Here is a 25,669-nt window from a genome sequence, read left to right as displayed (position 1 = left end):
GTGTTCGGACCCGGCGATGAGCGAGGATGTCGACAAAGAGCGCGAACACGGAGGCCCCTCCGTGAGCGAGGGAGGGTCCTTCTTCGAGGAGAGGGAGGCCGGAGACTCCTTTTTGGAGAAGATGCTCGAGGTCGACTCGGCACCACGGCTCCCTGTGTCCGGGGAGCGGTTCGGGGGCTCGGACGGCCGCCGGTACACCGTGCTCGGTTGGATGGGCAGTGGAGGAATGGGCCAGGTGTTCCGCGCCCGGGACGAGGTGCTGGGCCGAGCAGTGGCGCTCAAGTTCCTCCTGCCCGACGAGGGTTTCGAGGAGGCAGGGTTACGCGAGGCACGGGCCGTGGCCCGACTGGACCACGAGAACATCGTCCGCATCTTCGACGTGGCCGAGTGGCGGGGTGCTCCTGGAGCGCCGCTCCTCACCGTCCTGGTGATGGAGTGCCTGGAGGGTGAGTCGCTCGCCGCGCTGCTGAAGCGGGGGTTGCCGGACCTCTGCCGCGCACTGGAACTCCTGGAGGGCATCACCGCGGGCCTGATGCATGCGCACGAGCGCCAGCTCCTCCACCGAGACCTCAAGCCCGGCAATGTCTTCATCACCCGGCCGGGGACGGTGAAGTTGCTCGACTTCGGCCTGTCTCACTTCTCCCCCTCGGGCCTCGGCCACCCACCGGAGCCACCCACCTCGGGGACGCCGGCCTACATGGCGCCGGAGCAGTGTCGGGGTGAGCCCCAGGACGCGCGCACCGATGTCTGGGGCGTCGGGGTCATGCTTCATGAGCTACTCACTGGCCGGCTGCCCCATCCAGGCACCACTCCCGAGGAGTTGCGCGCCTGGGTGACCTCTCCCGAGCCCGTGCCGCCCGTGCGCGCGCGCCGGCCAGAGGTGCCTCACGAGGTAGAGGTGCTGCTGGCCTCCCTGCTGGCCAAGGACCCGGCCCGGCGCTTCCGCTCGGCGTTGGAGCTGCGCGCGGAGCTGCACGAGGTCAGGGACCGGCTCCGGGGCGAGGCGTCGCAGCCCCTCGTGACCCAGCGGGCCCAGGTGACGCTGGTGTCCTGTCTGCTCACGGGGCTCGCCGAGCGGGAAGTGCCTCTCGACGAAGAGGACGTGGTGGAGCTGGAGACGGCCTTCCACGAGGCGTGCGCGGAGGTCATCGAGCGGCACGGCGGCTCCGTGGCCCTATCGGTGGGAGGCGAAGTGCTCGCGTGCTTCGGCTGTCCCCAGGGACGGGAGGAGGACGCGGAGCGCGCAGTGCACGCAGGGCTCCAGCTCGCCCGGTGGCCGTGGGATACCGTCCAGCGCCAGCTGCCGCACCTGTCCCTCTCCGGCCTGTCGGTGCGGACGGGCATCCACACGGACCTGATCGCGGTGGGCGGGCGCGCACTCCAAGGCGAGGCACCGAAGGTGGCCGCGTGGCTCGCGCAGCAGGCCAGCCCCGGCAGAGTGGTCATCGGCGACACCTCGTGGAAGCTGGTGCGCGGAGCCTTCGACACCGAGCCCCTCGGCTTCCACGCCTTCGAGCGGCTATCGGGCCCGGTGGGCCTGAACGTCCACCGTGTGCTGGGCAAGCGGGAAGTGGCCTCCCGATTCGACCGGACGCTCGGGGCCGGGCGCCTCTCTCCCCTGGTGGGGCGCGAGCGGGAGCGGGAACAGCTCCTGGCGCTGTGGGAGGGAGCCCGGCACGAGCGGGGCGCCTTCGTCCTGCTGAGTGGCGAAGCGGGTATCGGCAAGTCGCGGCTCATCCAGGAGCTGTGCGAGCAGGTGGCCCGGGAGCCCGCCCTCCTGTTGCGTGTGCAGTGCTGGTTCCGTTCCAGCACTCGCGCGCCACACCCGGCCGCGGAGCTGCTCCAGGAGGTGGTCCACTTCAGCCCGGAGGACCCCCCGCCCCAGCGCCTGCGGAAGCTGGAGGAGCGGCTCGGAGAGATGGGCCTGTCCGAGGAGGACGCGCACCTGATGGGCCAGTTCCTATCCCTGCCCATCCCCGAGGACGCTCCGGTGCACCAGCTCATGCCCGAGCAGCGCAAGCGGAGGACCTTCGAGGCGGTGATGCACATCCTGCTCCACAAGGCCCGTTACGAGACCCCCGTGCTGCTGGTCGTCGAGGACCTGCACTGGGCCAGTTCCACCCAGCTCGAGTTCCTGGGCTTCCTCCTGGAGCGAGTCAGGAGGGAGCGGATGCTCGTCGTGCTGAGCACCCGCCCGGAACTGCGGCCAGACTGGCCTCTCCGCGACTGGTTCCACGTACTCGACGTGGAGCGGCTGCCGGCCGGGCTCGCTCGAACCCTGGTGGAGGAGGTGGCCCACGACCATGAGCTGCCAGCGGAGACGGTGCAACGGTTGGTGCACAGGACGGATGGCATTCCCCTCTTCATCGAGGAGATGACGCGCATGGTGCTGGAGGGCGGGCCGGAGGCATCCATTCCCGTCACCCTGCACGAGCTGCTGCTGGCGAGGCTGGACCTGCTGCCCTCGCGTCAGAAGGCCCTGGCCCAGCTCTGCGCGGTGGTGGGGCGCGACTTCTCGCGGGCCCTGCTGGCCGCGCTGCTGGAGCGGGAAGACACCACACTGGAACGCGAGCTCGCGGGGCTGGTGGAAGCGGGACTGCTCCAGGAGGAGGAAGGGGCCGAGGCGCCCGGGTACCGGTTCCGGCACGCGCTCATCCAGGAGGCGGCGTGGCAATCCCTCTCACGAGGCACGCGGAGGAAACACCACCGGCACATCGCGAGGGTGCTGGAAGAGCGATTCCCCCAGGTGGGGGAGGAGAAACCAGAGGTGCTCGCGCACCACTACACGGAAGCGGGGGAGGTCGAGCCCGCACTCCGTCACTGGCTACGGGCCGGGCAGCTCGCCAACCAGCGCTGGGCCCTCCAGGAAGCGGTGAGCCACCTCACCCTGGCGCTGAAGCTGCTGCCAGGCCTGCCGGATGCCCGCCAGCGCCTCCGGATGGAGCTGCGGGTCTCCAGCGCCTTGAGCATTCCCCTGGCGTACCTGCACGGCTACGGCTCGCCAGCGATGGAGCGCCTCTCCCAACGGTGCCGTGAGCTCTTCCTTCAACCAGGCGAGGAGGTGCCGCTCAACGAGCTGTCCTCCTGGGGAATGCTCGCCTACGCCTTCGCCCGGGGAGAGAATGCATGGATTCTTCCCCTGGGAGGGAGGTTCCTGGAGGAGGGAGAGCGCCGGAACGATCCGGAGGTGCTCTCCGTGGGCCACCGTCTGCTGGCCACGCCCCTCTTCCTCCAGGGGCGGCTGCGCGAGGCCAGGGCGCATATCGAACAGGCCGTGGCGTGCGCGCGCCTCGACGTGGAAGCACCCCCGGGGCGCATCGCACCGCACTGGACCGATCCGAAGACGACGGCGCTGGCCCTGGCCGGCATCATCTATTCGGTGGAGGGGCATCCCGGGAGAGCCAGGAGTTGCGGCCAGCGCGCCCTGGAGTTGGCCGAGCATATCGGCCAGGTTCACACCACGGCCTACGCGTTGACGTACACGGCCATCGCCAGCCACTTCCGCCACGAGCCCGAGGATGCCCTGCGCCTGGCGGACCAGTCCCTCGCACTCCAAGGGGAGCGCGGCTACTGGTTCTGGTTCTGGCACCTCTGGGCAGTCATGGTCCGAGGGTGGGCCCTGTCCGAGCTCGGAAGGGGCCGGGAGGCCCTCGGGCCCATGCGACGGGAGCTCGAGAGCTGCAGGGCCCAGGGCATCCGCGCCGAGCTGTCGCACTGTTTCGGGCTGCTCGCGAGCGTCCACCTGAGGCTGGGGGAGACCGGAGAGGGGCTGGAGGCGCTGCGCGAGGCCCTGACGGAGATGAGGTCCACGGGCGAGCGCTTCTTCGAGCCGGAGCTGTTCCGCCTGCACGGAGAGCTGCTGCGGGCCCAGGGGAAGCGGCGCAAGGCGAGGACGCGATTCCTGCACGCCATCGACCTCGCGGCGAACCGGGGCGCGGGCCTCTTCGAGCTGCGCGCGACAGTGGGCCTGGGCCGTCTGCTATGGGAGCTGGGACAACCCCAGGAGGCACGGCGCCTCCTGGCACGGGCGTGTGCCCGCTTCGACGCGAGCACCGGGATGACCGACCTCCAGGAGGCAAGAGCACTCCTGGACGCACTCCAGCGATTCCCTGTCGAACCTCGAACCCTTCAGTAGCGCACGTCCAGGCTCGGCAGCAGCAGCTTCGCCTCGCCCTGCGTCTGGAGCGACTGTCCCAGGTCCAGGTGCACCACCGCGCGGCCACGCTCGGCCAAGTACGTCAGCGGCGCCTCGAAGCGCAGCGGCGCCACCCGCGTATCGATGACTCCGCCCCCTGAAGCAGCCTCGTAGCCGCCGAAGTCGTCGAACGACACCTCCACCTTCACCCGCTCCACCCCCTCGGGCACGAGGAAGAGGCCCACCAGGTGTGCCTGCTCCGTCTGCGTGAGCTCCATCGGGAAGCGGGACTTGAGGCGCACCGGCAGCGCCTCGCCCTCCATCGTGGTGACGGAGATGCGACGCACCTGCACGAGCGCCGACGCATAGCCCGGATTGTTCACCCCCTTGAGGCGCAGCTCGAAGCGCTGGCCCTGGGCCTCCGCGGGGAAATCTGGGAGCGGCCCCGTGGGCTCCTGCGTCCTGGACGACGCCCCATCGCAGCCCCCGAGCCCGAGGGCCACCGCTCCCAACACCGACAGCATCAGCTTCTTCATGGTGAGTGTTCTCCTGGAAGGTGTGCGAAGGAAACGGCGCTACGGGCGGCCCGGCTCCGTCGGGTCCGCGGCGATGCTCGCGGCATGTGCCGGCGTGGCCCGCCCCGCGTCGAAGCCTCCGGGCAGCGGCTCGCGCAGGCCCGCGTCATTGTGACGGCCCAGCTCCCGCGTCAGTCGCTCCAGCCCCTCATCCCCCGAGCTGCCCCGCAGGGTGCGCAGCGCCTCGTCCAGCGCCCGGCCCCGCTTCACGTTGGCACCGAAGAGACGCTCGTTGCAGGTGGACACCAGCGCCTCACGCGCCAGCTCGAAGCGCTGTGCCTCCGCCTCGCTCCGCACCCCTCCATTGCGGTCCAAGCCTGGGCTGGCCCACAACAGGCCCAGCGCCTGCTCCAGCGACTCCACCCGAGCCGCCCCCAAATCCACGCCGCCCAGCCCGAGGCACTGCTGAAGCGCCTGCTCATGCACCTTGAAGAAGCCCGCGTTGCGCGAGGCCCCCGGCGCCACCGGGTTCGGCGGCTCCACGCAGTACGGGTCGTCCGGCGGGCACGTCATCTCGCAGTCCACGAAGGGCTCGCAGCAGGTGACGCGCGCGGAGCACTGCGTCTCGCCCAGGTCCCACTTCACCCGCATCGTGCTGTCGAAGCTGTCATCCATCCTGCCATCACTGGCCGCCAGGGCCTGACAGGCCGCGGGCGAGTCCAGCTTCAGCTCGAAGGTGGCATCACGCGACTGCCCCACCCCGAGCGCCAGCGGCGTGGGGAACGGAGAGCCGAACCCGTAGCGCGCTAGCAGCGGGTCCTCGACGAGGTTCGCCACCGACTCCCCCTTGGGGTGGACGTTCCTCAGCCTGTACTGGAAGCGCAGTGTGGCTGGAAACTTCGTCACCCGAGGCGCCTCGCCCTGGGGACTCTCCGCCTCGCCCTTCACCTGGACGCGCTTGTCGCAGGTGAACTCGTGAGCACTCGCCCCCCCTGCCCCTCCCAGCACCACGGCCATGGCCGCGGCCTTCCATCCCCTCTGCATGTCGCTCCTCCAGGTGTGGACCCGAGCGCCCTGGCTGCTCGTCGTGCCGTTCCCCTTCACGACCCATACCGGGCGCCCGAGCACCCACTTCGTCCACCGGCGGTCACCACCTGGGCACGGGGGTGCTTGCCTGCCTGCTCCCGGTTGGGAAGCGGTGCGCCAACGGGTGGGAAGGAGGTTGCCCACCATGGAACCTGACAGTTCCACACAAAGGAAAAGTGAATCGGGCGGGAACAACCCTTAGAGTCTCCTCCGCTATGAAAGCGCCTGAGACGGATGAGGCCTTCTGCCAGTGGTATGAGGACTGCTGGGCGGATCGGGACGAGGTGGAGTACCCCAAGCTCTTCGGGGCCATCAGCGAGGAGGTCTACACGCTGGACCAGACGGATGCGATGCAGGCCTGGCTGGAGAGTGACCTGGCCGCGGTGAAGGAGCTGGATCCCAACTGGGGCGGAATCGGCGTGCGCGTGGCCCCGCCGAGCCCCGAGTATCCCTACTGGACGTACGTGACGAGCGGGCTGTCCAACCCCTTCACCCTGGCCCCGGGAGAAGAGGTCGACGGCAATACGCCCAGCGGCCTGGGCTACGAGATGGTCATCCACACCACCGAGGAGGCCCAATGGCCGGTGCTCCGGCTGCTGGACATGGCGGCCTACAACCTGGTGTGCGCGCGCCCCTTCGCGGCGGGGCACCGCTACCCGGTGGAGGGCACGCTGACGGGGAGTGAGTCCAAGCTCACCGGCTTCGTCTTCGTGACGGACCCCTCGCGCCCCTCGCACTTCCAGCTCGAGTCGGGGAAGGTGGAGCTGCTCACGCTGGTGGGCGTGACGAAGAACGAGATGGCCTTCTCACGCTCCAACGGCATGGACCGGCTGATGGCGAAGCTGGTGTCCGCGGGCTCCGGCTACATCATCAACCCGGACCGGGAGCAGGTGCAGCTCTAGCCGCGAACCTCATTCCCCTCCCGCTAGGAGGGCACATCCCTCTCCCTCTGGGAGAGGGGCGGGGGTGAGGGTCTCCCTTCCCGGGAACCCTCTCACCCCACGCGGCCGTAGATGCCGCCGCGGATGTCCACGCCGATGCCCCACTCGCGGCTGGCGATGTCCACCTGAGGCCCGAGTGGCAGCGAGTAGCTCGACCACGAGCCCCCGCCGTCCTCGCTCACGTGGAGCGCCATGTCCGGGCCCTTGGAGGGGTCCACGCCACGGGTGAGCAGGCGCAACGCGCCCTCGGTGGCCACGAGCCGCAGCGGCTCACGGCCCGGAGGCAGCGGCTCCAGCCAACGCACCTCGGAGCCCTGACGCTCGCCCACCTGGGCCTGTCCTTGCACCACGGCGGCCACGAAGGCACCGTCCACGTCCACCACGCGAGCCGCGCCCACGTCCAGCTGGCTCCACGTGGCGCCACCATCCGTGGAGACGGAGAGCGTCTTGCCCAGCAGGGCCACGCCGCCCTCGACACGCCGCAGCCGCTCGGTGTGCGGGTTGCGCTCGCCCTCCAGCTCCAGCTCCATCCACGAGGCGCCACCGTCCGTGGTGCGCCCCAGGAAGTAGGCGCCGAGCACCCAGATTTCCTGCTCGCTGATGGCCAGCACCTGGCCGAGGCTCGGCGCACCCACGAGCCCGCGCGGCTGCCACTCGCGGCCGCCGTCCGTGGACACCAGCAGGTGGTAATCCGAGCCCGAGCCCGAGGGCTTGAGCGAGCCGCCGATGGCGACGCCCAGCGCCCCGTGGGCGTCCATGGCCTGAATCCAGCCCGGACCTTCCCAGGTCTTCGTCACGGAGCCGGCGGCGGCGCGATGAATCTGAGCGCGCCGGGCCTTCATCCGCTCCAGGAGGCTGATGCCGGGCGGCTCCGCCACGGCGCCGATGAGCCCGAAGCCCTCACGGCTCGCGGCCACCGCACCCACCTTCAGTCCCTCGGACAGCTCTCCCAGCCTCTCCCAGTCTTTCTCCGGCACGCGTCAACCTCGGAAGCTCGAATCCGGGCGCGAAGATGCCAGCCCTCGCGCTACCAGGGAAGTTTGGGCAGCTTGATGAGGTCGTTGAACGTGCTCTTGACGTCCTTCCACGCCTCCTTGGCGGACTCCTTGGCCACGTCCACCACGTCCCCGGGCCGCATCTTGCCCAGCGCGACGACGATCTGACGGACGCCGTCCTTGGTGAACAGGTCCTTGAGGTCCGGCGTGGTGCCGATCTTCATCAGATCCTGCGCGGGCAGGTTGTAGAGGCCAGACTGCACGTAGGCGTCAGGGTGCGAGTCGTAGGCGAACTTCTTGAAGGCCTCGGGGTCGCGCTCGAGCTGCGCGAAGCCCACCGGGTCCTCCATGCGCTTGGTCTCGATAGATTCCTGAAGGGACTTGAGGCAGCGGTCGCGCCACTCGAGCCCCTGGGGCGTCAAGTCCTTGGGCCCGAGGCTGGAGAAGCGGTCGCAGTACTTCTGACCGTACTCCAGGTAGTAGTCGGGCGGCTTCATGCCGGGGTTGCGGCGGACGAAGTCGTCGTAGTATCGCGAAATCCGTCCGGAAGTTTCCAACCGGCTGCGACTCGTACCTGGAGTGTAGGCCTGGGCCATTGTCCCCTCGGAGGAGGAGACGTCCACCCGATAGCGAAAGGGCTTCCCCGCTCGCCATCCGGCCGCGCATCCGGGACGTAGGGAAGTGTCCTCCCGGACCACTTGAGTCACCTCGTCCCCCTGCCCAGCTTTTCGCGGCGTGGGAATTTCCGCGCGGCACCGGAGGAGGACGGCATGGCGGCGATGGATTTGAACAGGATGCTCGAGCGGCTCAACAACTTGATTGCACTCGACTACGACGCGGTGGGGGCCTACGAGGCGGCCATCAACCGCATTGACGTGGAGTCGCTGCGCATGCGGCTGCGCGAGTTCCAGCAGGACCATGAGCGCCACATCCAGGATCTGTCGCGGGTGGTGGTGGGGCTGGGCGGCAAGCCGAGGACGAAGCCGGATGCCAAGGGCTTCATCCTGAAGGGCTTCACGGCGGTGACGTCGATGATGGGCAACGAGGCGGCGCTCCAGGCGATGCGGGGCAACGAGCTGCTCACCAACCGGACCTACCGGGTGGCCCTGGACGAGGAGTGGAGCGACGAGACGCGCGCCATCATCGAGCGCAACTTCTCGGACGAGCAGCGGCACCTGGCCTTCATCGAGGAGGCCCTGCGCAACCGGAGCTGGGAGCAGACGACGGTACAGCCGTAGGGCCCTCGGTGCGCAGGGAGCGAGGGCGGCCGGGGGAAGAGCTCCGGCCGCCCGGCCCTGGGGAATGGGGAGTGTGCGGGACGGCAGCACACTCCCTCGTGTGTTTCCTCATCTGTTGAAGGGCGGGAAGTCCACGCCCCCAGGGAGGGAGACATGCAAGAGAGCGAATACCCCGGGCGCTGGTGGCACGCGCTGGAGGACGGGCGCATCCAGTGCGACCTGTGTCCTCGAGACTGCAAACTGCACGAGGGCCAGCGGGGCATGTGCTTCGTGCGGCAGCGCACGGGCGATCAGATGGTGCTGACGACGTATGGGCGCTCGTCGGGGTTCTGCGTGGACCCCATCGAGAAGAAGCCGCTGGCGCACTTCCATCCGGGCAGCAGCGTGCTGTCGTTCGGGACGGCGGGGTGCAACCTGGCGTGCCGCTTCTGCCAGAACTGGGACATCTCCAAGTCGCGCGAGATGGCTCGGCTCACCGACGAGGCGAGCCCCGAGGCGATTGCGAGGGCGGCGGAGGCGCGCGGTTGCCGGAGCGTGGCCTTCACGTACAACGATCCGGTCATCTTCGCCGAGTACGCCATGGACGTGGCGGACGCGTGCCATGCGCGAGGCATCCAGACGGTGGCGGTGACGGCGGGGTACATGCACGCCGAGCCGCGCCGCGAGTTCTACGCGAAGATGGACGCGGCGAACGTGGACCTGAAGGCATTCACGGAGGACTTCTACTTCCAGCTCACGGCCGCGCACCTGAAGCCGGTGCTGGAGACGCTCGAGTACCTGCGGCACGAGACGAAGACGTGGCTGGAGATCACCACGCTGCTGATTCCGGGGAAGAACGACTCGGACGCGGAAGTGGGGGCGATGAGCGAGTGGCTGCTGAAGCACCTGGGCCCGGACGTGCCGTTGTTCTTCACGGCGTTCCACCCGGACTACAAGCTGCGGGACATTCCGCCGACACCACCCGCGACGCTACGGCGAGCGAGGGAGATCGCCCGCAAGGCGGGGCTGCGGTACGTATACACGGGGAACACGCACGACCCCGCGGGCGAGACGACGCTGTGCCCGGACTGTGGTGGAGAGCTCATCGTGCGGGACTGGCACTCCATCCTCACGTACCGGCTGACGGCGGAGGGCGCGTGCCCGGACTGCGGAGCGAAGGTCCCGGGCCACTTCGATGCGAAGCCGGGAGACTTCGGACGCCGCCGGCTCCCCGTGGCGGTGATGTAGCTCCACGCCCTCTGCTTCCAGCAGAAGCGCTGGGGCCGCGTGGTGTGCGAGGTGTCGGAGCGCTTCAGGCCGGCCGGCCCCCCTGCTCCAGGTGGTTCCTGAGGACCTGCACCGCCCGCACCGGATAGCGCTCCATTCGGTGCGAGAGCTGCTCCTCCGCGAAGGAGAGGAGTTGCCGGGCACAAAGACCAGGCTCCTGTAGCAACAGCCGTTGGAGCGTCCGCCCTTGCTCCGGGAACTCCCGTTCGAAGCGACGGAACGGATCCAGGTTGTCGAGCTGCGTCTCGCTCCCCATGGGCAGACAGTGCGTCAGGACTCGTAGCAGATGACCCAGCGCATGCTGCTTGATGAAGGACGACCCACTGAGCACCTCGCCGCGCGCGGTACGTCCCGCTCCAACCCACAGTGCCGACAGGAAGAGCGCGAAGTCGCGCTCCACGTCGAAAGAGGCGGCCTCGGCGGCGGACTTCGTGCGCAGGTGCTGCAGAGTGGCCTCGACGTGCGCGCGGTCGAGCAGCACGCGATAGTCGTTCACCCTCGCCAGGTGCAGCTCGGCTTCGTCGAAGATCGCGAACTCCAGCAGGTGGCCATCGTCATAGAGCACCTTGAGCCCATGAGCTGTCTCGCGCACCTTCAGGACGATGCGCTCGCTATCGGGCAACCAGCTCAGGTCCTGACGGAACGACTCCTGTACACCCGAGATCGTGATCACAAAGAAGTCATGGTCCGACCACGCGTCTGGCGTACGCCCGAGCTCCGCCATCGACCCCAGTGCGACCAGCCCCAGCACGCGCGCATCGGACTCCAGCCGGGCTCTCAGTTGATGGGTGAAGGAGCGGTAGAGATTCAGGTCCATGGAGGTAGCGTTGCTCTGCGCGGGTCTGCTCGCTAGCCCCAATGCGCGTCGCACTGGGGGCACAGCGGCTCGCTGACACCGGGCCCGCTGCCCGGATGTGGGGAACAGGCGCAGGCATGCGGGCCCGTTCGCTGCACCCGGGAGCCCTTTGGCTGCACCGGTTCGAAAGGCGCCATGGCCCGGGCGTAGACTCCACTGGCCGTGGAATCCACCTCTCCCGCCGCGAGCCCCGTCCTGCCGTCCTCCGCCGTGACACTCCGGCCGAGGCCCTCCACCTCAGCGCCGTCCGCGCTGCTCCCGCTGGCGCGCCGCCTGTCGCTGCTCCTGCTGGCGTATGCCGTGCCGGGCCTCATCACCTCGAGCCAGACCTACTTCTACGCCCAGCTCAAGGACCCCACCTACCCCTTCGACCGGGCGCTGCTGATGCACCTGCCGCCCTGGTGGTACTGGGCGCTCGCCACCCCGCTCGTCCTCGCGCTCGGCCGGCGCTTCCGCCTGGAACGCGGCGTCTGGCCCCGCAGCCTCACGGTCCATGTGCCCGCCGTCATCGGGCTCATGCTCCCCCACCTGCTCCTGATGGTCTTCCTCAACCGCGCCGCGGGGGAGAAGTGGTTCCTGGACAACTCGCTGGGCTTCATCCTGCCCCTGATGCTGGGTAAGTACGGCGTCACCGACGTCGGTATCTACGGCGGCATCCTCGCCGTCGGCTCCGCCCTGGAGTACCACCGTCGCTACCGCGAGGGAGAGCTGGCCCAGTCCCAGCTCGAGACGCGCCTGGCCCATGCGCAGCTCGATGCCCTGCGCGCCCAGCTCCATCCGCACTTCCTCTTCAACACGCTCAACGCCATCTCCGTCCTCGTGCGCAAGCAGGACACCGCCGGATCCATCCGCATGCTCACCGGCGTCAGTGAGCTGCTGCGCATGGCCCTCAACACCACCAGCCGCCAGCAGGTCCCCCTCCACGAGGACCTCGACTTCCTGGACCGCTACCTCGACATCGAGCAGACCCGCTTCCAGGACCGGCTCCAGGTAGTCCGCGCCATCGACTCCGCCACGCTCGGCGCGCTGGTGCCCAGCCTCATCCTCCAGCCACTGGTGGAGAACGCCATCAAGCACGGCCTCGGCACCCGCTCTGGAGCCGGACGGGTGGAGCTGCGCGCATCGCGTGAGGGCGCCCGGCTGGTGCTCGAGGTGCTCGATGACGGTCCCGGGCTCTCGCCCGGCTGGGACACCCATGGCGGCTGCATTGGCGTGGCCAACGTGCGCGCCCGCCTGCACCAGCTCTACGGAGACCGCCACGCCTTCACGCTGGAGAACCGCGCCGAAGGCGGAGTGCGCGCCCGCCTGGAGCTGCCCTTCCAGTCCGCCTCACCCGAGGTGTCCGTGTCATGAACGCGATCGCCTGCATCCGCACGCTCGTCGTGGATGACGAGCCCCTGGCTCGCGAGGGGCTGCGCCTGCTACTCGCCTCGGATCCGGAGGTCAGCGTGGTGGGCGAGGCCGGCAACGGACCGGAGGCCGTGCGCCTCATCCGGGAGCAGCGGCCCGACCTCGTCCTGCTCGACGTGCAGATGCCCGAGCTCAATGGCTTCGAGGTGCTCGCCCACCTGGGCCCCGGCGAGGTGCCCGCCGTCATCTTCGTCACCGCGTACGACCGCTACGCCCTGCGCGCCTTCGACATCCACGCGCTCGACTACCTCCTCAAGCCCTTCCGCGACGACCGCTTCCACGACGCCGTTGGCCGCGCGAAGGCACAGATTCGCCTGGCGCGCATGTCCGACCTGAGCCAGCGGCTGATGTCCGTGCTCTCCACCTATGGCGAGCGTGACGTCACTCCCGCGCCCACCTCGGCCCCCTTGCCCACCGCCGCTCCCGAGCCGTGGATGCGCCGGCTCGCCATCCGCGACACGGGCCGCGTGGTGTTCCTCGACGTGGACGAAATCGAATACATCGAGGCCGCTGACTACTACGTGCAGATTCACGCGGGCGGGAAGGCGTACCTCCACCGCGAGACGATGCAGAGCCTGGAGGCGCGCCTGGACCCGGAGCGCTTCATGCGCATCCACCGCTCGGCCATCGTCAACTCGCGCCGCATCCGCGAGCTGCGCAGCGAGGGCCGCAGGGACCTCGTCGTGGTGCTGACGGGCGGCGCCGAGCTGCGTGTCGCTCGCAGCCACCGCGAAAAGTTCCAGCACCTGCGCTGAGCAGGCCGAGACCGCGGCGATGAGCTGGAGCCCGTTCGCCGCACGGGCGTGCCCATTCGCCGCACGCCCGTCCCCACCGGCTGAACACTCCGCCCGCGCGGCGCTCGCGCGGGCACTGTGCCTCCCGCAACCCACTTTCCACGGAGGCACCCCATGCTGCGCAAGTCTCTCGTTACCTCGTTCCTGGCCCTCGGTCTGACGTTCGCTCCCACCATCGCCGCCGCTGGCGAGGGCGCCGAGTGTGTCCAGGGCAAGCTGACGCTCCAGACCGTCGTCGACAAGCACTTGAAGGCCGTGGGCGGCAAGGAGCGGCTCAAGGCCGTGAAGACCCTCCATCTCACCACCCTCGTCCGAGAGGGCGACACCGTCACCACCTCCACCGTGCAGCGCGCGCGCCCCAACCTCGTGCGCTACGACATGGACAAGAACGGCACCAAGGTCAGCAAGCTATTCGATGGCCAGCAGGGCTGGGTGGTGGAGGGCTCGGCCGCTCCGCAGCGCCTGGACAAGGAGAAGAGCGCGACGATGGCCGAGGGCGCCTTCTTCGAACATGACGCCCTGCTGGATCCAAAGGCCCGGGGCGTCGCGCTGAAGCTGGACGGCGTCGAGGAGGTCCATGGCGCTCCCGCCTTCAAGCTGGTCCTCACCCGTGGCACCACCACGGAGGTCCGCTTCATCGACCAGAGCTCCTTCCTGGAGGTGCGCCGCACCTACGCCGGCACCCATGAGGGCAAGGCGTACAACAAGGCCATCACCTTCTCCGACTACCGCGACGTGGACGGCATCATGCTGAGCCACCGCACGCAGTGGGAGGCCGACGGCAAGCAGGGCGAGAAGGTCATCCAGAGCGCCCGCTACGACGCGCCCATCGACGCCACGGTCTTCAAGCCGGCGACGCCGCGTAGCTGAGCAGCACTTCCTCCGTGCCCCGAGGGAGCGCATGGCTCCCTTGGGGCACCGGGAAGCACGGGCAGCGCGCGCAGTGCCTTTCCTCCGTCCTCCTCGTCCGGCAAATGGCAACTCCTTCCGTCCTCCTCCTGGCGCTCGCCGCCATCTCGATTCAGCCCGAGGCGGCGTCCTCCTCTGACCTCCACCCAGCCACCGTCCACCTGAAGGAGGAGGACACCATGCTCACCCCTGTTCCGCCCGCGCCCAGGCGGGTGAAGAGCTGGGACGAGGCGCTCGCCCTGGTGCGCGAGCGGTCCACGGACCTGCGCAGCGCGGAGGCCGGGGTGGAGCGCGCGGCGTGGAGGCGCAGGCGGAAGCGGTGCTGGAGAGCGCCCGCCGCGACGTGGAGCTGGAAGTGGCGCAGGCCTGGCGAAGCGTGGAGGTGGCCGAGTCGCTGGTGAAGACAGCGGTGGAGTCGCGAGACCTCGCCAAGCGCACCGACCGGCTCACCCACCGTTCCTTTGAAGTGGGCCGTGGCAGCAGCCTCGAGCTGGTGCAGAGCGGTGCGGCCCTTCGCCAGGCGGAGCTGAACCTGGTGCTGCGTGAATTCGAGCTCGTCCAGGCGCGCCTGGACGCATTCCTGACGGAGGCCCGGGGCGACTGGTGAAGCGGGTGCGCCCCCTGGAGGCGCTGAAGAAGACGATGTGGAGTGTGGCGGTGGTGGCGGCGGTGGCCGGCTGCTCGGGGAACAAGGCGGCTCCGGCGGCGCCTCCGCCTCGGGAAATCGAGGTGGTGTCGCTGGCGCCGCACGAGGTGCGCGACACCGGCGAGTACCTGGGCAGCCTGCTGTCGCGGCAGAGTGTCACGGTGCTGCCGCAGGTGGCCGGCTACGTGCGCCGCATCCACGTGCGCCCCGGTCAGCAGGTGGAGGAAGGCGCGCCGCTGGTGGAGGTGGACGCACGCGAGGAGACGGCCGCGCTCGACAGAGCGCAGGCCCAGCTGAGCTCCTCGCAGGTGAACCTGGAGCTGGCCCGCCGCACCCTGACCCGCACGGAGGCGCTCAACAAGGAGGGCCTCGCTAGCGCGCAGGAACTGGAGAGCGCCCGCGCCCAGGTGGAAGCCGCCGAGGCCGCTTCTCGCGCGTCGGCCGCGCAGGTGACGCAGCGCCAGGTGCAGCTGCAGTTCAACGTCATGCGTGCCCCCTTCGCGGGCACCGTGGGCGACGTGCTGGTGCGCGTGGGTGACTTCGTCAGCGCCTCCACGCAGCTGACCAGCATCGCCCAGGCGGACGTCCTCGAGGTCAGCGTGTCAGTGCCCTCGCCGCGCGCCCGCGCCATGAAGCCGGACACGGCGCTGGAAATCCTCGACGCCCAGGGGAAGGTGCTGCTCACCAGCAGCGTCTTCTTCGTCGCGCCGCAGGCCGACCCGCGCACCCAGCTGGTGGAGGGGAAGGCCGCCTTCCGCAACACGGTGGGCCTGCGCCCCAGCGAGTTGGTGCGCGCGCGCCTCGTCTACTCCGTGCGCGACGCGCTGCAGATTCCAGCGCTCGCGGTGGTGCGCCAGAGCGGCCAGCCCTTCGCGCTGGTGGTGCGGGAGAAGGAAGGCAAGACGGTGGTGGAGCGCCGTCCCATCACCCTGGGCGCGCTGGGGGAGATGTCCTACGTGGTGGAGAAGGGGCTGAAGGCGGGCGACCTGGTGGCCGTCTCGTTCATGCAGGCGGGGACATGATTCCGCTGGAGTCACTGGTGAAGGTGCAGCTCGCCGTGTCCGCGCAGGTCATCCGTCACTACAACCTCTTCCGCTCGGTGGAAGTCAACGGGCAGGCCGCGCCGGGTGTGTCCTCCGGACAGGCCATGGAGGCGATGGAGACACTGGCCGCGCAGCACCTGCCGCAGGGGATGAGCGCGGAGTGGACGGGCATCAGCCTGGAGCAGAAGCAGAGCGGTGGGCAGGTGGCCATCATCTTCGGCCTGGGACTGCTCTTCGTTTTCCTGGTGCTGGCGGCGCAGTACGAGAGCTTCAGCCTGCCGCTGGTCATCATCCTCTCGGTGCCGCTGGCCATCATGGGGGCGCTGGGCCTGCAGCTCTTGCGCGGCTACACGAATGACGTGTTCTGCCAGGTGAGGCTGGTGATGCTGGTGGGCCTGGCCAGCAAGAACGCCATCCTCATCGTGGAGTTCGCGGAGCAGCTGCGCGAGAGCGGCAAGAGTGCCCTCGACGCGGTGGTGGAGGCGGCCGAAGTGCGCCTGCGCCCCATCCTCATGACGTCCATCGCCTTCCTCCTCGGAGTGGTGCCGCTGATGACGGCCTCCGGCGCGGGCGCGGCCTCGCGCAACTCGCTGGGCACGGCGGTGTTCGGCGGCATGGTGGTGTCCACGGTGGTCAACTTCATCTTCATCCCCGGCCTCTACGTGCTGATGCAGAAGCTGCGCGGTGAGGCGAAGCGGGCGGTGGGCGACGACGGCGTCGTGGTGGCTCCGCCCGCGCCGTCGCACTGAGCGCGGTCGCTCAACAGGCGGGCCGCGAGACTTCGACCGCCGCTGGCTCCCCGTGGCGGTGAGGTAGCTCCGCCGGCCCACTCACCGAGGGGTCTCGACCCCTTCCGGGAAGGCACGCTGGATGAGCGCATACATCGGAGCGTGGGCCGGAAGCGTGCCGAACGTCTGTCCATGGGCACCGGCCAGACGCGACTCGCAGAAGGTGTCCGAGACCTGGGAGTTGCCGGCGCGGATGAGGATGGAGGCCTGAAGCGCCAACGCGAGGCGCTCGACGATGAACCGCGAGCGCGCCTCGAGCGTGCCCAGGTCGTCGAACTCCTTCACGAGGCGTGCGGCTTCGGCATCGAGCGCCGGATGCCCGCCCCGGGCGGCGAGGATCTCCTCGAACAGGGCGTCACGGCTGGCCGGCTCGCGCGTGGCCGCGCGCAGCATGTCGAGGCACTGGATGTTGCCGCTCCCCTCCCAGATGGAGTTCAGCGGGGCCTGCCGGTACAGCCGCGCGAGGTTCGACTCCTCGACGTAGCCAGCACCGCCGAGGCACTCCTGCGCCTCGTTGATGAAGGCGGGAGCGCGCTTGCACACCCAGAACTTGCCGATGGCCGTCGCGATACGGCCAAAGGCCGCTTCCCGAGGCTCCCGATGGCTCGCATCAACGGCCCGAGCCACGCGCGCGGTGAACGCGGTATGCGCTTCCGATTCGAGCGCCAGGTCTGCGAGCACATTGAGCATCAGCGGTTGTTCGATCAGCCGCTTGCCAAAGGTCTTGCGGTACCGCGCATGGTGGATGGCCTGCACGAGCGCTTGGCGCATCTGGCCGCTCGAACCAATCATGCAGTCCTGGCGCGTGAGGGCCACCATCTCGAGAATCGTGGCGACGCCACGGCCCTCCTCTCCCACCATCCAGGCGGTGGCGCCCTGGAACTCGACCTCGGAGCTGGCGTTGCTCCAGTCCCCGAGCTTGTCCTTGAGGCGCTGGATGCGGATGGCATTGCGCTGGCCATCCGGCGTGAAGCGCGGCAGCAGGAAGCACGACAACCCGCCCTCGGCCTGCGCGAGCACGAGGAACGCGTCGCTCATCGGTGCAGAGAAGAACCACTTGTGGCCAACGAGTGCATAGGGCTGCCCGGGCCCCCGGCTCGCGAGCTGATGCGCACGCGTGGAGTTCGTCCGCACATCCGAGCCGCCCTGCTTCTCGGTCATGCCCATGCCAATGGTGGCGCCCTGCTTCTGCGCCGCGGGGATGAACCGCGAGTCATAGGTGGTCGAGTTCACGCGCGGCATCCATTCCCGGGCGAGCTCGGGCTGGCGGCGCAGCGCGGGCACGCTGGCGTACGTCATCGTCAGGGGGCAGCTCGTGCCCTGATCTGCCTGGTTGTGCAGATAGAACAGCGCCATGCGGGCCACGTGAGCACCGGACCTGTCCTCATGACGCCAGGCGAAGTTGGGCACGCCATGGGCGATGGCCAGCTCCATGAGGCGGTGGTAGGAGGGATGGAACTCCACCTCGTCCAGGCGGTTGCCGTACCGGTCGAACGGTCTGAACTTCGGCTTGTTCTCGTTGGCCACGAACCCGAGCTGCATCAGCTCACCGCCCACGAGGGGGCCGTACTTCGCGAGCTCTGCTTCCGCCCAGGCGCCCCCTTCCCGGCTCACGGCTTCACGCAACACCGTATCGGTTGCCCAGGCGTCATAGACGAGCGGCGGGGCCTGGTTCGTGACCTGGTGCGTGATGAAGCCTTCGGCGACGGAGCCGTGTTCGTTCATGGGGGGGTGTTCCTATCAGACCGCCTCGTACCTTTGCTCGATCAGCTCGTTCTCGGGCCCCAACCCGTAGCGCAGCAACGTCGCGCCCTCGGAACCCTCCATGACCCAGGAGTGGAGGGGACCGAAGATGAACCGACGCTCGTGCTCGTTGCAGGTGGGCAGGTACACCCGCATCACGCGCGGGTCGTAGTAGCGGAAGTAGAGGCGCCGCCCCTGCTCATCCTTCACCTTGAGGAAGTGGCGCAGGTGTCGGCGCACCGTGACCAGATCCGCCGAGCTCACCAGGAAGAGCCCCCAGGCCCGGCCCCAGGCGCGCTCCAGCAGCTCTTGGGTGAAGGGGGCGTCGCGCCGCAGGGGAACCAGGTAGGGGGCCACCTCCAGCAGCTCGCGCGGCACGGGACCCTCGTAGAGGCACTCATGCCGAGCACCACTGCGAAAGACGAAGGGCAGCAGGGCCTCGTCCCGGGCCGCATCCAGCACGGCGTAGACCTCGAGGGGAGCGTCCTCGTCCACGGTCTGCCATAGGGTGTCGATGAGCACATCGGTCCGCATGGCCCGCCCCTTCATGCCGCGGCCCGAGTCTGCTGTCGTGACGCTCTGCGCTTCTCGCACTCCTCACAGAATGGCACACCCTGGCGAGCGGCCTCGCGAAGGATCCGGGCCTGGGCCGCGGCATCCATCGCGGGCCCGGCAGCGGCGGGCGCTGGCTTCGGTGATTCCGGAACGGGCCTGGGCCGAGCCGGCGGTTCGTCCCGGGGGCTCGTCTTGGTGCGTTCCGGCAGATGGCCCGCGAAGCGCGGCATCTGCTCGACAACTGCAACCAGCTCGCCCGACTCGAAGGCCTCGACCAGACGATTCACCACCCGCTGCGCGTGGGCCTGACGCTCCAGGCTCGTCAGCTCCCAGGGCCACCGTCCTCCCAGGCTCTCATAAAGCGAGCGGAGCGCGCCCGGCGAAGAATGCATCCAGTGCTCCAACTTCCAACGCACCAGGCTGGGCGCCAGTCCGCGCGCGGCCTCCTGGACAGGCACGTCCTGGCGGCGGCGGATGTGCACGGTGGAAGCACCGTCTCGAAGCGACCACGATTCACTGAGTCGGGGGGGTCCGTGGTTCATAGGTCTTCCAGTTCTTCCTGTGTATCACGTCGCCGCCGGAGTCGGCTGGATGACATTCCGTTGTCTTTCAGAAAGTGGACGCGAACAGTGGAAGCGGGGAACGGATGTCTCTACCCTTCCTGGCCGCAATGTTGACCATCCGGCGCGAACAGATGCGCGTCTTCCAGGACCATCTCTGGGAGAGCTTCCTGGCGGACATCGTCGTCCGTGCGCGCGCGGAGCTTCCCGAGTCCTGCATCGACAGGAGTGACGAGGAGCTCCTCGCATTACTGAGGGCCCCGCTCCGGCAGGCGGCGGCACAGGGCATCATCCTCACCGCGGATGTCACGCGTTATGGCCTCTGGATACTCCGGCGTGGCCAGGCACCAAACCCCGGCGGAGACGATCCCGTCTCCCGGGTCCTGAACGATCCCCATCTCATGGGCACCGCCAAGCTCGATGCCCTCGAACGCGTGGGAGCCGCATAATGGCCTTCATCGAAGCCCGCTCGGGGGGACCGCCCGATGCTCCCGCGCAGTCAGTCCTCCCGTGTGAGCAGCCCGAGGCACCCCGGGCCCACCTGACCCTGCTCGTCCGCGACCAGCTCGCGCACAACACCCCCGCCCTCGCGGACACCCAGGTGCGCGTCACCGTGGGCGCGGAGACCCACACCGTCACCACCGATGGCAGCGGGCTCGTCACCTTCGTCTACGAAGCGGCGGCGGACTTCGCCAACGCGGCGGTCCGTGTCGAGCTCACGGACGACGCGCGGCGCTGGTTCGGTACCGCCAACGTGGGGGGCGCGCCGACGAACACGACCCAGCTCGCCATTCCGGTCTCCGGCGAATTCCAGCTCACCGTCGAGGTCTGGACCCACAAGCCCGGGACGGGGGCCATGGCCTGGCCTCAGGCCTGGACACCCGCCCTCAATCTCAGCTGCAGCACGACCCCACCCGGCGGCGCCGCCGCGGACACGGACATTGCATTCCAGGCCAGCGGGGGAGCGACCCCCACGGTGCAAATCATCAACCATCGCCTCTCCTGCGCCGCCGTTCACGAGCTGAGCGTGGGGCTCTTCGGCTTCATCGCCGACGACTCACGGGTGCAGGTCTGGACCGAGGGCACCGAGCGGGCGGTGGGCGACGACGACGCGACGCATGACCACGCGACCTTCCGCCTCGTGGCGGACAATGGCCTCCGGTTGTCGGTGTCGCGCCATGACCGGGCGGTGCGGCTCCGCTTCGACTTCCGCTTCCCCCAGGTCCTCGTGGTGGGAGAGGGCACGTTCTTCGAGTACGCCGTGGGACTGGCGAACAAGTACGAGGATGCGCTCGCGGACCCGGAGGGCTTCCGCTGGGTCGTCGCCACCCAGTACGACGTGACCAACGTCGTGGACGTGCCCGATGACATGCAGATCCGCAACTGGGAAACGGGCGCCACCATCGCTCATGCCGACCAGCACGATCGCGTCGAGACGGCCCTGGAGCGCAACCTGGTCAACCACGGCGCGCAGTTCGATGCGACCAACGCGGGACACTGGGCCAATGCCCGTGGCACCTACGGGGCCTTCGACGCGGTGGTCTTCAACAACCCGCACCCGGGCTATGGGATGCACATGTGCGAGGTCCTCGGGCTCACCACCGCGCATGGCTTGAACCGGAAGAATGGCAAGGCCATCAGCGTCTACAGCTTCGGGTATGGGGTCGCGCTCGGTGCCGCGCAGATCGACCCATACCGGACCAGCCCGACCGCCACGCACTACGCGACGCAGCGAAACTTCGTCCGGGGAGCGGCCGTTGGGCAACTCAACCATCAGAACACCCGGGATACGAACATCGCATTCCAGTACAGCGCCGCGAACACCACGGCCCTGCCCCTGCGCATCCGCGACGCGTTCGAGTACTACAACGCCACGGCCATCGCCCCCGCCTGGTACGGGAGACTCGGCGAGTTCCCGAACAACCAGGTCAATCACTACCAATCCAACGTCGACTCCGTCGGACTCCAGGGCTACCTGCTCCGGAGCTACCGCCACCACGGCCCGAGCGTGCTCAAGAATGGAGGCTGGCTCTTCATCAACGGCTCGGCGCAGTGGGCCGCCACGCTGACCGCGGGGTTCAACTTCGGGCTTCTGGCGGTCCCGGCCATGACGAACCTGGCGAGCTGGGAGACGCATGCGACCTATTTCGTGTACTACCGGACCAACTTCACGAGCACCGATCATCACCCCTCGTGGTACAGCGCTCCCAACTTCAATCCCGGCGAGCCGAACATCAACAATGCCCGGGTCTATGGGTGGCAGAATCCCTGAAGGTTCACGGCCGCTATGACTTCCTCTCTGCTCGCCACCGCGCTGACGCTCGACTGCTCCGCGCGGGATGTAGCCTGGGTCGGCACCCGCCAGGGCTCCGTGGCGCGGCTGTCACTCCGGGACTCCACGCTCCGCTGGCTGCCGTCCCTCGGGGCCGCGATCCGGTGTCTTGCTGTCTGCCCGGAGGGGCGCCTGCTGCTCGCCGCGGACGCGAGTGGCGCCGTCGCGGTCCGTCATGCCGAGGAGGGCACGGAGGTCGACGCGTTCAAGGCTCCGTCGGAGGTTCGTCAGGCGGCCATCCTCGGGGCGCGGCAGTACGTGACGGTGGATGGGTGGCGCCGGGGCTTTCTCTGGTCACCCCAAACAGCAAACGGCCTGGTCCCGGCAGCGCTCTGTTCGGATGGGAAGGAGCCCGTCTCCTTCGATGCCTTCGGCACGTCCAAGGACGGTGCGCGGCTGGTGCTGCTGTCCGCGCTGAAGTGGATGGGCTGGGAGCGCGCCGGCAACCAGGTGCTCTCCGAGCACCAACCCATCGATGGAATGCAGCTCGCGCACCTGGAGGGCCTCGTGGGGCTGTCGGCCAGCGGCGCCCGGTTCTTCATCTACTGGGACGACTACCAGGTCTTCGACACCGCGAGCGGAGACCTCGTCAGCGAGGGGCAGCGGCTCACGCCGGCAACGGCGGCGGCACTTTCCGATGACGGCTCCCGGCTGGTCCTGGGGACGCCAGAGGGAGAGCTGTGGGTGGTGAATGAGCTCGGCGAGCCCCTGGTACGGCGGACCGTGTCGAAGGCGTCCATCACGCAGGTGGTGATGCGTCCGAGGGGCGGGCGGGTCGGGTGGGTGGACGAGGAGGGCGGCTTCGGGGTGGTGGACGCGAGCACCGGGGAGGAGCTCCTCGACCGGGCCGCCGGCCTCGCGCTCCTCGCATCACCGTGAGTCCGCTCGCGGGTTGAGCTTCCGGGGCTTGGCGCACCCTAGGGCCGGTCATGGGAAGACTCGAACCGCGCGAGCGCCCAGGACTGGAACTCATGGCGGAGCCGCTTCTTGGCTTCGGCCATGGGGAGCCACTCGAGCGAATGATCCACCTCGTGCGGCGCCTGCCTCTTGGGCCCCAGCCGGGCGACGAAGAACTGCCCCACCTTGTTCAGGTAGAGCTCCTCGTGACGGGCGACGAGGAACTGAGCGGCCCAGCCGAGCTCTCGTACCACGTGCACTTCGTGCCCCGTCTCCTCGAGCACCTCCCGGGCCAGCGCGGAGCGGGCATCCTCGTTGGGATCGATTCCCCCGCCGGGGAGGAAATAGCCCTGGGGAACACGAATCAGCGCCACCGCGCCCTGCGCGTTGACAATCACGGCATAGGCACCGGGCCGGTCGACATAGACCTTGCCTGGGACCTTCTTGCCGAACTGGGTAATGGACGGGCTCATGCCAGGGGGACGCACGCATCATCCATACACGCTCCGAGCTGCTGCTGACAGCCGGCCTGCCTGACCTCCCCGCGTCGTCCATGCATATGGATGCGGGCACGGGTGGCAGCGACGGCGGCTGAGGCGCACGGTAACGTTCCTCCACCATGCGTCCTCTTGCCCGTGTCCTGCTGCTCGCCATGGGGTGCTCGGTGATGCTGGCCACCTCGATGGCCCGGCCCTACACCCCCTCCTACATCACCTACCCCGTCCAGCTTCCCGGTGGAGGCGCCGAAATCCTCGAGTTCTTCGTGCGAGGCGATTCAGGGACGCGCTTCGCCTCCAACTCGTACGTCCGGACCTGGTCGCGCTCTGGACGGCTCGTGGGCCTCCTCTCCCCCACTCCGCCGCCGGCCGAGGAGTTCTCCAGACTCTCTCCCAGCGCCTCGTACGTGGTGGGGGAGCAACTGGGATCGCTCGGCACGGTGGCCTTCGTGCTCTTCGCCCCGCAGGACGAGCTCTTCGACGACAAGGAGCGGGGCCAGCCGTCGTTCCTGCCCGAGCCAGGGGCGGCCTTCCTCACGCTGTACGCACCGGATGGGCCGGTGGAGGCGGAGCTCGGCTTCGGCATCGGGGCCATGCAGTTCCGGTGCAACTGCCGCGTCGAGGCCGATGCCCGGAGCGTGTACCGCTGGCCCGAGAGTCCACCGCAAGGAGCGACGCAGGATGGCGGCGGCAACTGAGCTCGCGGACGCTCGTCCCGCCCTCTTCACCCGCGTGCTGCCGGTGGCCGCCATGGTGTTGGTGGCGCTCAACGACCACGTGCTCAAGGGGGCGGGCCTGCTACCCGGCTGGCTCACCGGGAAGCTCTCCGACTTCGCGGGCCTCTACTTCGCGCCCCTCCTCGTCGCCGAGCTGTGGACGCTCGCGAGGCCCACGTGCGAGGCCCGGTCCGTCGTGCGCCGGGTGACTTGGGCCGCACTGGGCGTCGGCCTCCTCTTCACCGCCATCAAGACCTCCCCCCCGGCCGACAGGCTGTACGAGGCGGTGCTCACCGCCCTGCTGCGGCATCCAGCGAGCAATACGGTGGACCCGACGGACCTCATCGCCCTCGTGATGCTGGCCGTGGCCATCTGGGACGCCCGGCGGCTGGTGCACTCGCCGTAAAACCCAAGGAGGCCCTCTCCCTTCCACGGGTTTGCGCTCGGGTGCGTGCTCGGCCTATACCCTGGGGCCGTTGTTCAAAATCGTCCGTTTCGTCGGACACCTTTCAGAATCGAAAGAGGGGGTTTCACAAGATGGAATCGCAGATGGATGGCGCCTCGTCGGGCATTGGCTTTATTGGAGCGATCTTCTACCTGGGCTTCGCCGCCCTGATGATTGCCTCGATGTGGAAGATCAACATCAAGGCGGGCCAGCCGGGCTGGGCCTGCCTCGTGCCCTTCTACAACATCATCGTGCTGCTGAAGATCGCCGGGAAGCCGGCCTGGTGGCTGGTGCTGTTCTTCATCCCGTTCGTGAACTTCGTGATCGCCATCCTGATGACCGTCAGCCTCGCCAATGCCTTCGGCAAGGGCATCGGCTTCGCCGTCGGGTTGATGCTGCTGGGCTTCGTGTTCTACCCGATGCTCGCCTTTGGTGACGCGGAGTACCAGGGTCCCGGTGGCGCTGGGGGGCAGCCCCAGTTCCGGCCCGCGATGTAGTAGCAGGCCACTTCCCACGAGTGTTTCCCACCCGGCGGTGGTGGAGCGGACCCAGAGCCGCTCCGCCGCCGCCGTGGTGTTTTCAGCCTCGCCGGGCAAAGCGCGAGGGGGCCCGTTAGGCATGGGCACTGTGCTGGACTCCGACGCCGCCCCCGTCCATCTCATCCTGGTCGCCGAGGACCCTCTCGCCCGGGGTGCGCTCGCTCGTGCCCTCTCCGAGCAAGCGGGAGACCTCGCTGTCATCGCCTCCGGCACCCTGGCGGAGGTGGAGTCCTCGCGCTCCGACGCCGCTCCCGATGTCGTGCTGTGGGACGTGGGTCTGCACCCCGCCGAGCCGAGTGGACGGATGGAGGCCCCCGAGCTCGGCGCTCCCGTGCTCGCGCTCGTCCCCGATGAGTCCGCCGGAGAGGGGGCGCTCTCCGCGGGTGCCCGAGGGCTGCTCTTCCGGGATGTGGCTCCCGCCCCGCTGCTCGCCGCGCTCCGAGCCGTGGCCCGAGGGCTCTCCGTGTTCGACCCGGCCCTCGCCGCGCTCAGGGCCACCCCGCGAGCCTCGGCGTCTCCGTCGACGCCGGAGGGTTTGACGCCTCGGGAACGAGAGGTGCTCGCGTTGCTGGCCGAGGGCCTCTCCAACAAGGCCATCGCCGAGCGGCTCGACATCAGCGAGCACACTGCGAAATTCCATGTGAACGCGGTGCTCGCCAAGCTCGGCGTGCAGCGCCGCACCGAGGCTGTTGTCAGAGCCGCGCGCATGGGACTCGTGACGCTCTGACACAGTGGGGAACACGGGAGCCGTGGCACCCTCACC

24 protein-coding genes and 2 pseudogenes are annotated in these 25,669 nt (G+C 68.9%); 17 read left to right on the top strand and 9 right to left on the bottom strand.

Annotated features, from left to right (window positions below; all coding sequences use genetic code 11):
* Positions 1-61: 61 nt before the first annotated feature.
* A complete protein-coding gene (locus tag OV287_RS02530; protein WP_267532358.1) occupies positions 62-4,135 on the top strand; it encodes a protein kinase domain-containing protein in 4,074 nt (1,357 codons plus the stop codon).
* Here the strand turns inward: OV287_RS02530 and OV287_RS02525 are convergent.
* Together OV287_RS02525 and OV287_RS02520 are read right to left on the bottom strand one after the other, a co-directional pair.
* Positions 4,129-4,671 carry a hypothetical protein gene (locus OV287_RS02525; protein ID WP_267532357.1) on the bottom strand — a complete coding sequence of 181 codons (543 nt, stop codon included), beginning with the start codon at positions 4,669-4,671 and terminating at the stop codon, positions 4,129-4,131. The two genes, OV287_RS02530 and OV287_RS02525, sit on opposite strands and share 7 nt — an antisense overlap.
* Positions 4,672-4,710: 39 nt before the next feature.
* The gene (locus OV287_RS02520) at positions 4,711-5,694 is read right to left on the bottom strand and encodes a hypothetical protein (RefSeq protein ID WP_267532356.1); all 984 of its coding nucleotides are present in this window, start codon (positions 5,692-5,694) and stop codon (positions 4,711-4,713) included.
* 257 nt (positions 5,695-5,951) lie between these two features.
* On the opposite strand from OV287_RS02520, the gene OV287_RS02515 reads away from it, so the two are divergent.
* Positions 5,952-6,638 carry a suppressor of fused domain protein gene (locus OV287_RS02515; protein ID WP_267532355.1) on the top strand — a complete coding sequence of 229 codons (687 nt, stop codon included), beginning with the start codon at positions 5,952-5,954 and terminating at the stop codon, positions 6,636-6,638.
* A 92-nt stretch (positions 6,639-6,730) separates the two neighbouring features.
* On the opposite strand, the gene OV287_RS02510 is transcribed toward OV287_RS02515, so the two are convergent.
* Positions 6,731-7,654 (bottom strand): WD40/YVTN/BNR-like repeat-containing protein, encoded by a 924-nt coding sequence (locus OV287_RS02510; protein WP_267532354.1) that lies wholly within the window; start codon positions 7,652-7,654, stop codon positions 6,731-6,733.
* A gap of 50 nt (positions 7,655-7,704) precedes the next feature.
* Positions 7,705-8,229 carry a hypothetical protein gene (locus OV287_RS02505; protein ID WP_267532353.1) on the bottom strand — a complete coding sequence of 175 codons (525 nt, stop codon included), beginning with the start codon at positions 8,227-8,229 and terminating at the stop codon, positions 7,705-7,707.
* 213 nt (positions 8,230-8,442) lie between these two features.
* Here OV287_RS02505 and OV287_RS02500 point away from each other — a divergent pair, with 213 nt between their 5' ends.
* Both OV287_RS02500 and amrS read left to right on the top strand, forming a co-directional pair.
* Positions 8,443-8,910 carry a ferritin-like domain-containing protein gene (locus OV287_RS02500; protein WP_267532352.1) on the top strand — a complete coding sequence of 156 codons (468 nt, stop codon included), beginning with the start codon at positions 8,443-8,445 and terminating at the stop codon, positions 8,908-8,910.
* A gap of 153 nt (positions 8,911-9,063) precedes the next feature.
* Positions 9,064-10,137, top strand: coding sequence for an AmmeMemoRadiSam system radical SAM enzyme (amrS, locus tag OV287_RS02495; RefSeq protein ID WP_267532351.1), 1,074 nt, complete (start codon positions 9,064-9,066; stop codon positions 10,135-10,137).
* A 64-nt stretch (positions 10,138-10,201) separates the two neighbouring features.
* On the opposite strand, the gene OV287_RS02490 is transcribed toward amrS, so the two are convergent.
* On the bottom strand, positions 10,202-10,993 hold the full coding sequence (locus OV287_RS02490) for a hypothetical protein (RefSeq protein ID WP_267532350.1): 792 nt from the start codon (positions 10,991-10,993) through the stop codon (positions 10,202-10,204).
* Between the two features lie 201 nt (positions 10,994-11,194).
* On the opposite strand from OV287_RS02490, the gene OV287_RS02485 reads away from it, so the two are divergent.
* The 6 genes and pseudogenes from OV287_RS02485 to OV287_RS02460 form a co-directional block, all read left to right on the top strand.
* On the top strand, positions 11,195-12,385 hold the full coding sequence (locus OV287_RS02485; protein ID WP_267532349.1) for a sensor histidine kinase: 1,191 nt from the start codon (positions 11,195-11,197) through the stop codon (positions 12,383-12,385).
* Positions 12,382-13,197, top strand: coding sequence for a LytR/AlgR family response regulator transcription factor (locus tag OV287_RS02480; protein ID WP_267532348.1), 816 nt, complete (start codon positions 12,382-12,384; stop codon positions 13,195-13,197). The genes OV287_RS02485 and OV287_RS02480 overlap by 4 nt, the downstream gene beginning before the upstream one ends.
* Before the next feature lie 153 nt (positions 13,198-13,350).
* Entirely contained in the window at positions 13,351-14,106 is a 756-nt protein-coding gene (locus tag OV287_RS02475) for a hypothetical protein (RefSeq protein ID WP_267532347.1), read from the top strand.
* A 301-nt stretch (positions 14,107-14,407) separates the two neighbouring features.
* A pseudogene (locus OV287_RS02470) lies at positions 14,408-14,752 on the top strand (TolC family protein); the annotation flags it as partial.
* 35 nt (positions 14,753-14,787) lie between these two features.
* Positions 14,788-15,813: an efflux RND transporter periplasmic adaptor subunit gene (locus OV287_RS02465; protein WP_267542275.1), complete on the top strand. Its 1,026-nt coding sequence runs from the start codon at positions 14,788-14,790 to the stop codon at positions 15,811-15,813.
* Positions 15,804-16,583: pseudogene (locus OV287_RS02460) on the top strand (efflux RND transporter permease subunit); the annotation flags it as partial. The gene OV287_RS02465 and the pseudogene OV287_RS02460, both read left to right, overlap by 10 nt.
* Before the next feature lie 81 nt (positions 16,584-16,664).
* Here OV287_RS02460 and OV287_RS02455 read toward each other — a convergent pair.
* Genes OV287_RS02455 through OV287_RS02445 form a run of 3 tightly spaced genes read right to left on the bottom strand, consistent with a single transcriptional unit; the run spans position 16,665 to position 19,462 of the window.
* Positions 16,665-18,347 carry an isovaleryl-CoA dehydrogenase gene (locus tag OV287_RS02455; protein WP_267532346.1) on the bottom strand — a complete coding sequence of 561 codons (1,683 nt, stop codon included), beginning with the start codon at positions 18,345-18,347 and terminating at the stop codon, positions 16,665-16,667.
* Between the two features lie 15 nt (positions 18,348-18,362).
* Positions 18,363-18,899, bottom strand: a complete 537-nt coding sequence (locus tag OV287_RS02450) for a DUF4123 domain-containing protein (RefSeq protein WP_267532345.1) — start codon at positions 18,897-18,899, stop codon at positions 18,363-18,365.
* A gap of 11 nt (positions 18,900-18,910) precedes the next feature.
* Positions 18,911-19,462, bottom strand: coding sequence for a hypothetical protein (locus OV287_RS02445; protein ID WP_267532344.1), 552 nt, complete (start codon positions 19,460-19,462; stop codon positions 18,911-18,913).
* A 104-nt stretch (positions 19,463-19,566) separates the two neighbouring features.
* Between OV287_RS02445 and OV287_RS02440 the strand changes: the two genes are divergently transcribed.
* From OV287_RS02440 to OV287_RS02430, 3 genes are read left to right on the top strand one after another with little or no spacing between them, the layout of a single operon-like run.
* Entirely contained in the window at positions 19,567-19,929 is a 363-nt protein-coding gene (locus OV287_RS02440; protein ID WP_267532343.1) for a hypothetical protein, read from the top strand.
* Positions 19,929-21,752: a class I SAM-dependent methyltransferase gene (locus OV287_RS02435; RefSeq protein ID WP_267532342.1), complete on the top strand. Its 1,824-nt coding sequence runs from the start codon at positions 19,929-19,931 to the stop codon at positions 21,750-21,752. Before OV287_RS02440 ends, OV287_RS02435 begins: the two co-directional genes overlap by 1 nt.
* Before the next feature lie 15 nt (positions 21,753-21,767).
* Positions 21,768-22,691 (top strand): WD40 repeat domain-containing protein, encoded by a 924-nt coding sequence (locus OV287_RS02430; RefSeq protein ID WP_267532341.1) that lies wholly within the window; start codon positions 21,768-21,770, stop codon positions 22,689-22,691.
* A 38-nt stretch (positions 22,692-22,729) separates the two neighbouring features.
* On the opposite strand, the gene OV287_RS02425 is transcribed toward OV287_RS02430, so the two are convergent.
* Positions 22,730-23,197 carry an NUDIX domain-containing protein gene (locus tag OV287_RS02425; protein ID WP_267532340.1) on the bottom strand — a complete coding sequence of 156 codons (468 nt, stop codon included), beginning with the start codon at positions 23,195-23,197 and terminating at the stop codon, positions 22,730-22,732.
* Between the two features lie 131 nt (positions 23,198-23,328).
* On the opposite strand from OV287_RS02425, the gene OV287_RS02420 reads away from it, so the two are divergent.
* The 4 genes from OV287_RS02420 to OV287_RS02405 all read left to right on the top strand — a co-directional run bounded on the left by OV287_RS02420 (position 23,329) and on the right by OV287_RS02405 (position 25,633).
* Positions 23,329-23,904 (top strand): hypothetical protein, encoded by a 576-nt coding sequence (locus tag OV287_RS02420; RefSeq protein ID WP_267532339.1) that lies wholly within the window; start codon positions 23,329-23,331, stop codon positions 23,902-23,904.
* Complete coding sequence (locus OV287_RS02415) at positions 23,888-24,328, top strand: hypothetical protein (protein WP_267532338.1); 441 nt, start codon at positions 23,888-23,890, stop codon at positions 24,326-24,328. Before OV287_RS02420 ends, OV287_RS02415 begins: the two co-directional genes overlap by 17 nt.
* Before the next feature lie 131 nt (positions 24,329-24,459).
* On the top strand, positions 24,460-24,864 hold the full coding sequence (locus OV287_RS02410; RefSeq protein ID WP_267532337.1) for a DUF5684 domain-containing protein: 405 nt from the start codon (positions 24,460-24,462) through the stop codon (positions 24,862-24,864).
* Positions 24,865-24,994: 130 nt separating this feature from the next.
* On the top strand, positions 24,995-25,633 hold the full coding sequence (locus OV287_RS02405) for a LuxR C-terminal-related transcriptional regulator (protein WP_267542274.1): 639 nt from the start codon (positions 24,995-24,997) through the stop codon (positions 25,631-25,633).
* The last annotated feature ends 36 nt before the right edge of the window (positions 25,634-25,669 follow it).

The sequence above is a fragment of the Archangium lansingense genome (assembly GCF_026626635.1).
GTDB lineage: Bacteria > Myxococcota > Myxococcia > Myxococcales > Myxococcaceae > Archangium > Archangium lansingense.
This window is presented reverse-complemented; position numbering and strand designations above follow the sequence as displayed.

Coding starts and splice junctions, on each gene's coding strand:
- OV287_RS02525 (WP_267532357.1), bottom strand. CDS start 4,671: ATGAAGAAGCTGATGCTGTCGGTGTTGGGAGCGGTGGCCCTCGGGCTC.
- OV287_RS02520 (WP_267532356.1), bottom strand. CDS start 5,694: ATGCAGAGGGGATGGAAGGCCGCGGCCATGGCCGTGGTGCTGGGAGGG.
- OV287_RS02515 (WP_267532355.1), top strand. CDS start 5,952: ATGAAAGCGCCTGAGACGGATGAGGCCTTCTGCCAGTGGTATGAGGAC.
- OV287_RS02500 (WP_267532352.1), top strand. CDS start 8,443: ATGGCGGCGATGGATTTGAACAGGATGCTCGAGCGGCTCAACAACTTG.
- amrS (WP_267532351.1), top strand. CDS start 9,064: ATGCAAGAGAGCGAATACCCCGGGCGCTGGTGGCACGCGCTGGAGGAC.
- OV287_RS02490 (WP_267532350.1), bottom strand. CDS start 10,993: ATGGACCTGAATCTCTACCGCTCCTTCACCCATCAACTGAGAGCCCGG.
- OV287_RS02480 (WP_267532348.1), top strand. CDS start 12,382: ATGAACGCGATCGCCTGCATCCGCACGCTCGTCGTGGATGACGAGCCC.
- OV287_RS02475 (WP_267532347.1), top strand. CDS start 13,351: ATGCTGCGCAAGTCTCTCGTTACCTCGTTCCTGGCCCTCGGTCTGACG.
- OV287_RS02465 (WP_267542275.1), top strand. CDS start 14,788: ATGTGGAGTGTGGCGGTGGTGGCGGCGGTGGCCGGCTGCTCGGGGAAC.
- OV287_RS02455 (WP_267532346.1), bottom strand. CDS start 18,347: ATGAACGAACACGGCTCCGTCGCCGAAGGCTTCATCACGCACCAGGTC.
- OV287_RS02450 (WP_267532345.1), bottom strand. CDS start 18,899: ATGCGGACCGATGTGCTCATCGACACCCTATGGCAGACCGTGGACGAG.
- OV287_RS02445 (WP_267532344.1), bottom strand. CDS start 19,462: ATGAACCACGGACCCCCCCGACTCAGTGAATCGTGGTCGCTTCGAGAC.
- OV287_RS02440 (WP_267532343.1), top strand. CDS start 19,567: ATGTCTCTACCCTTCCTGGCCGCAATGTTGACCATCCGGCGCGAACAG.
- OV287_RS02435 (WP_267532342.1), top strand. CDS start 19,929: ATGGCCTTCATCGAAGCCCGCTCGGGGGGACCGCCCGATGCTCCCGCG.
- OV287_RS02430 (WP_267532341.1), top strand. CDS start 21,768: ATGACTTCCTCTCTGCTCGCCACCGCGCTGACGCTCGACTGCTCCGCG.
- OV287_RS02420 (WP_267532339.1), top strand. CDS start 23,329: ATGCGTCCTCTTGCCCGTGTCCTGCTGCTCGCCATGGGGTGCTCGGTG.
- OV287_RS02415 (WP_267532338.1), top strand. CDS start 23,888: ATGGCGGCGGCAACTGAGCTCGCGGACGCTCGTCCCGCCCTCTTCACC.
- OV287_RS02410 (WP_267532337.1), top strand. CDS start 24,460: ATGGAATCGCAGATGGATGGCGCCTCGTCGGGCATTGGCTTTATTGGA.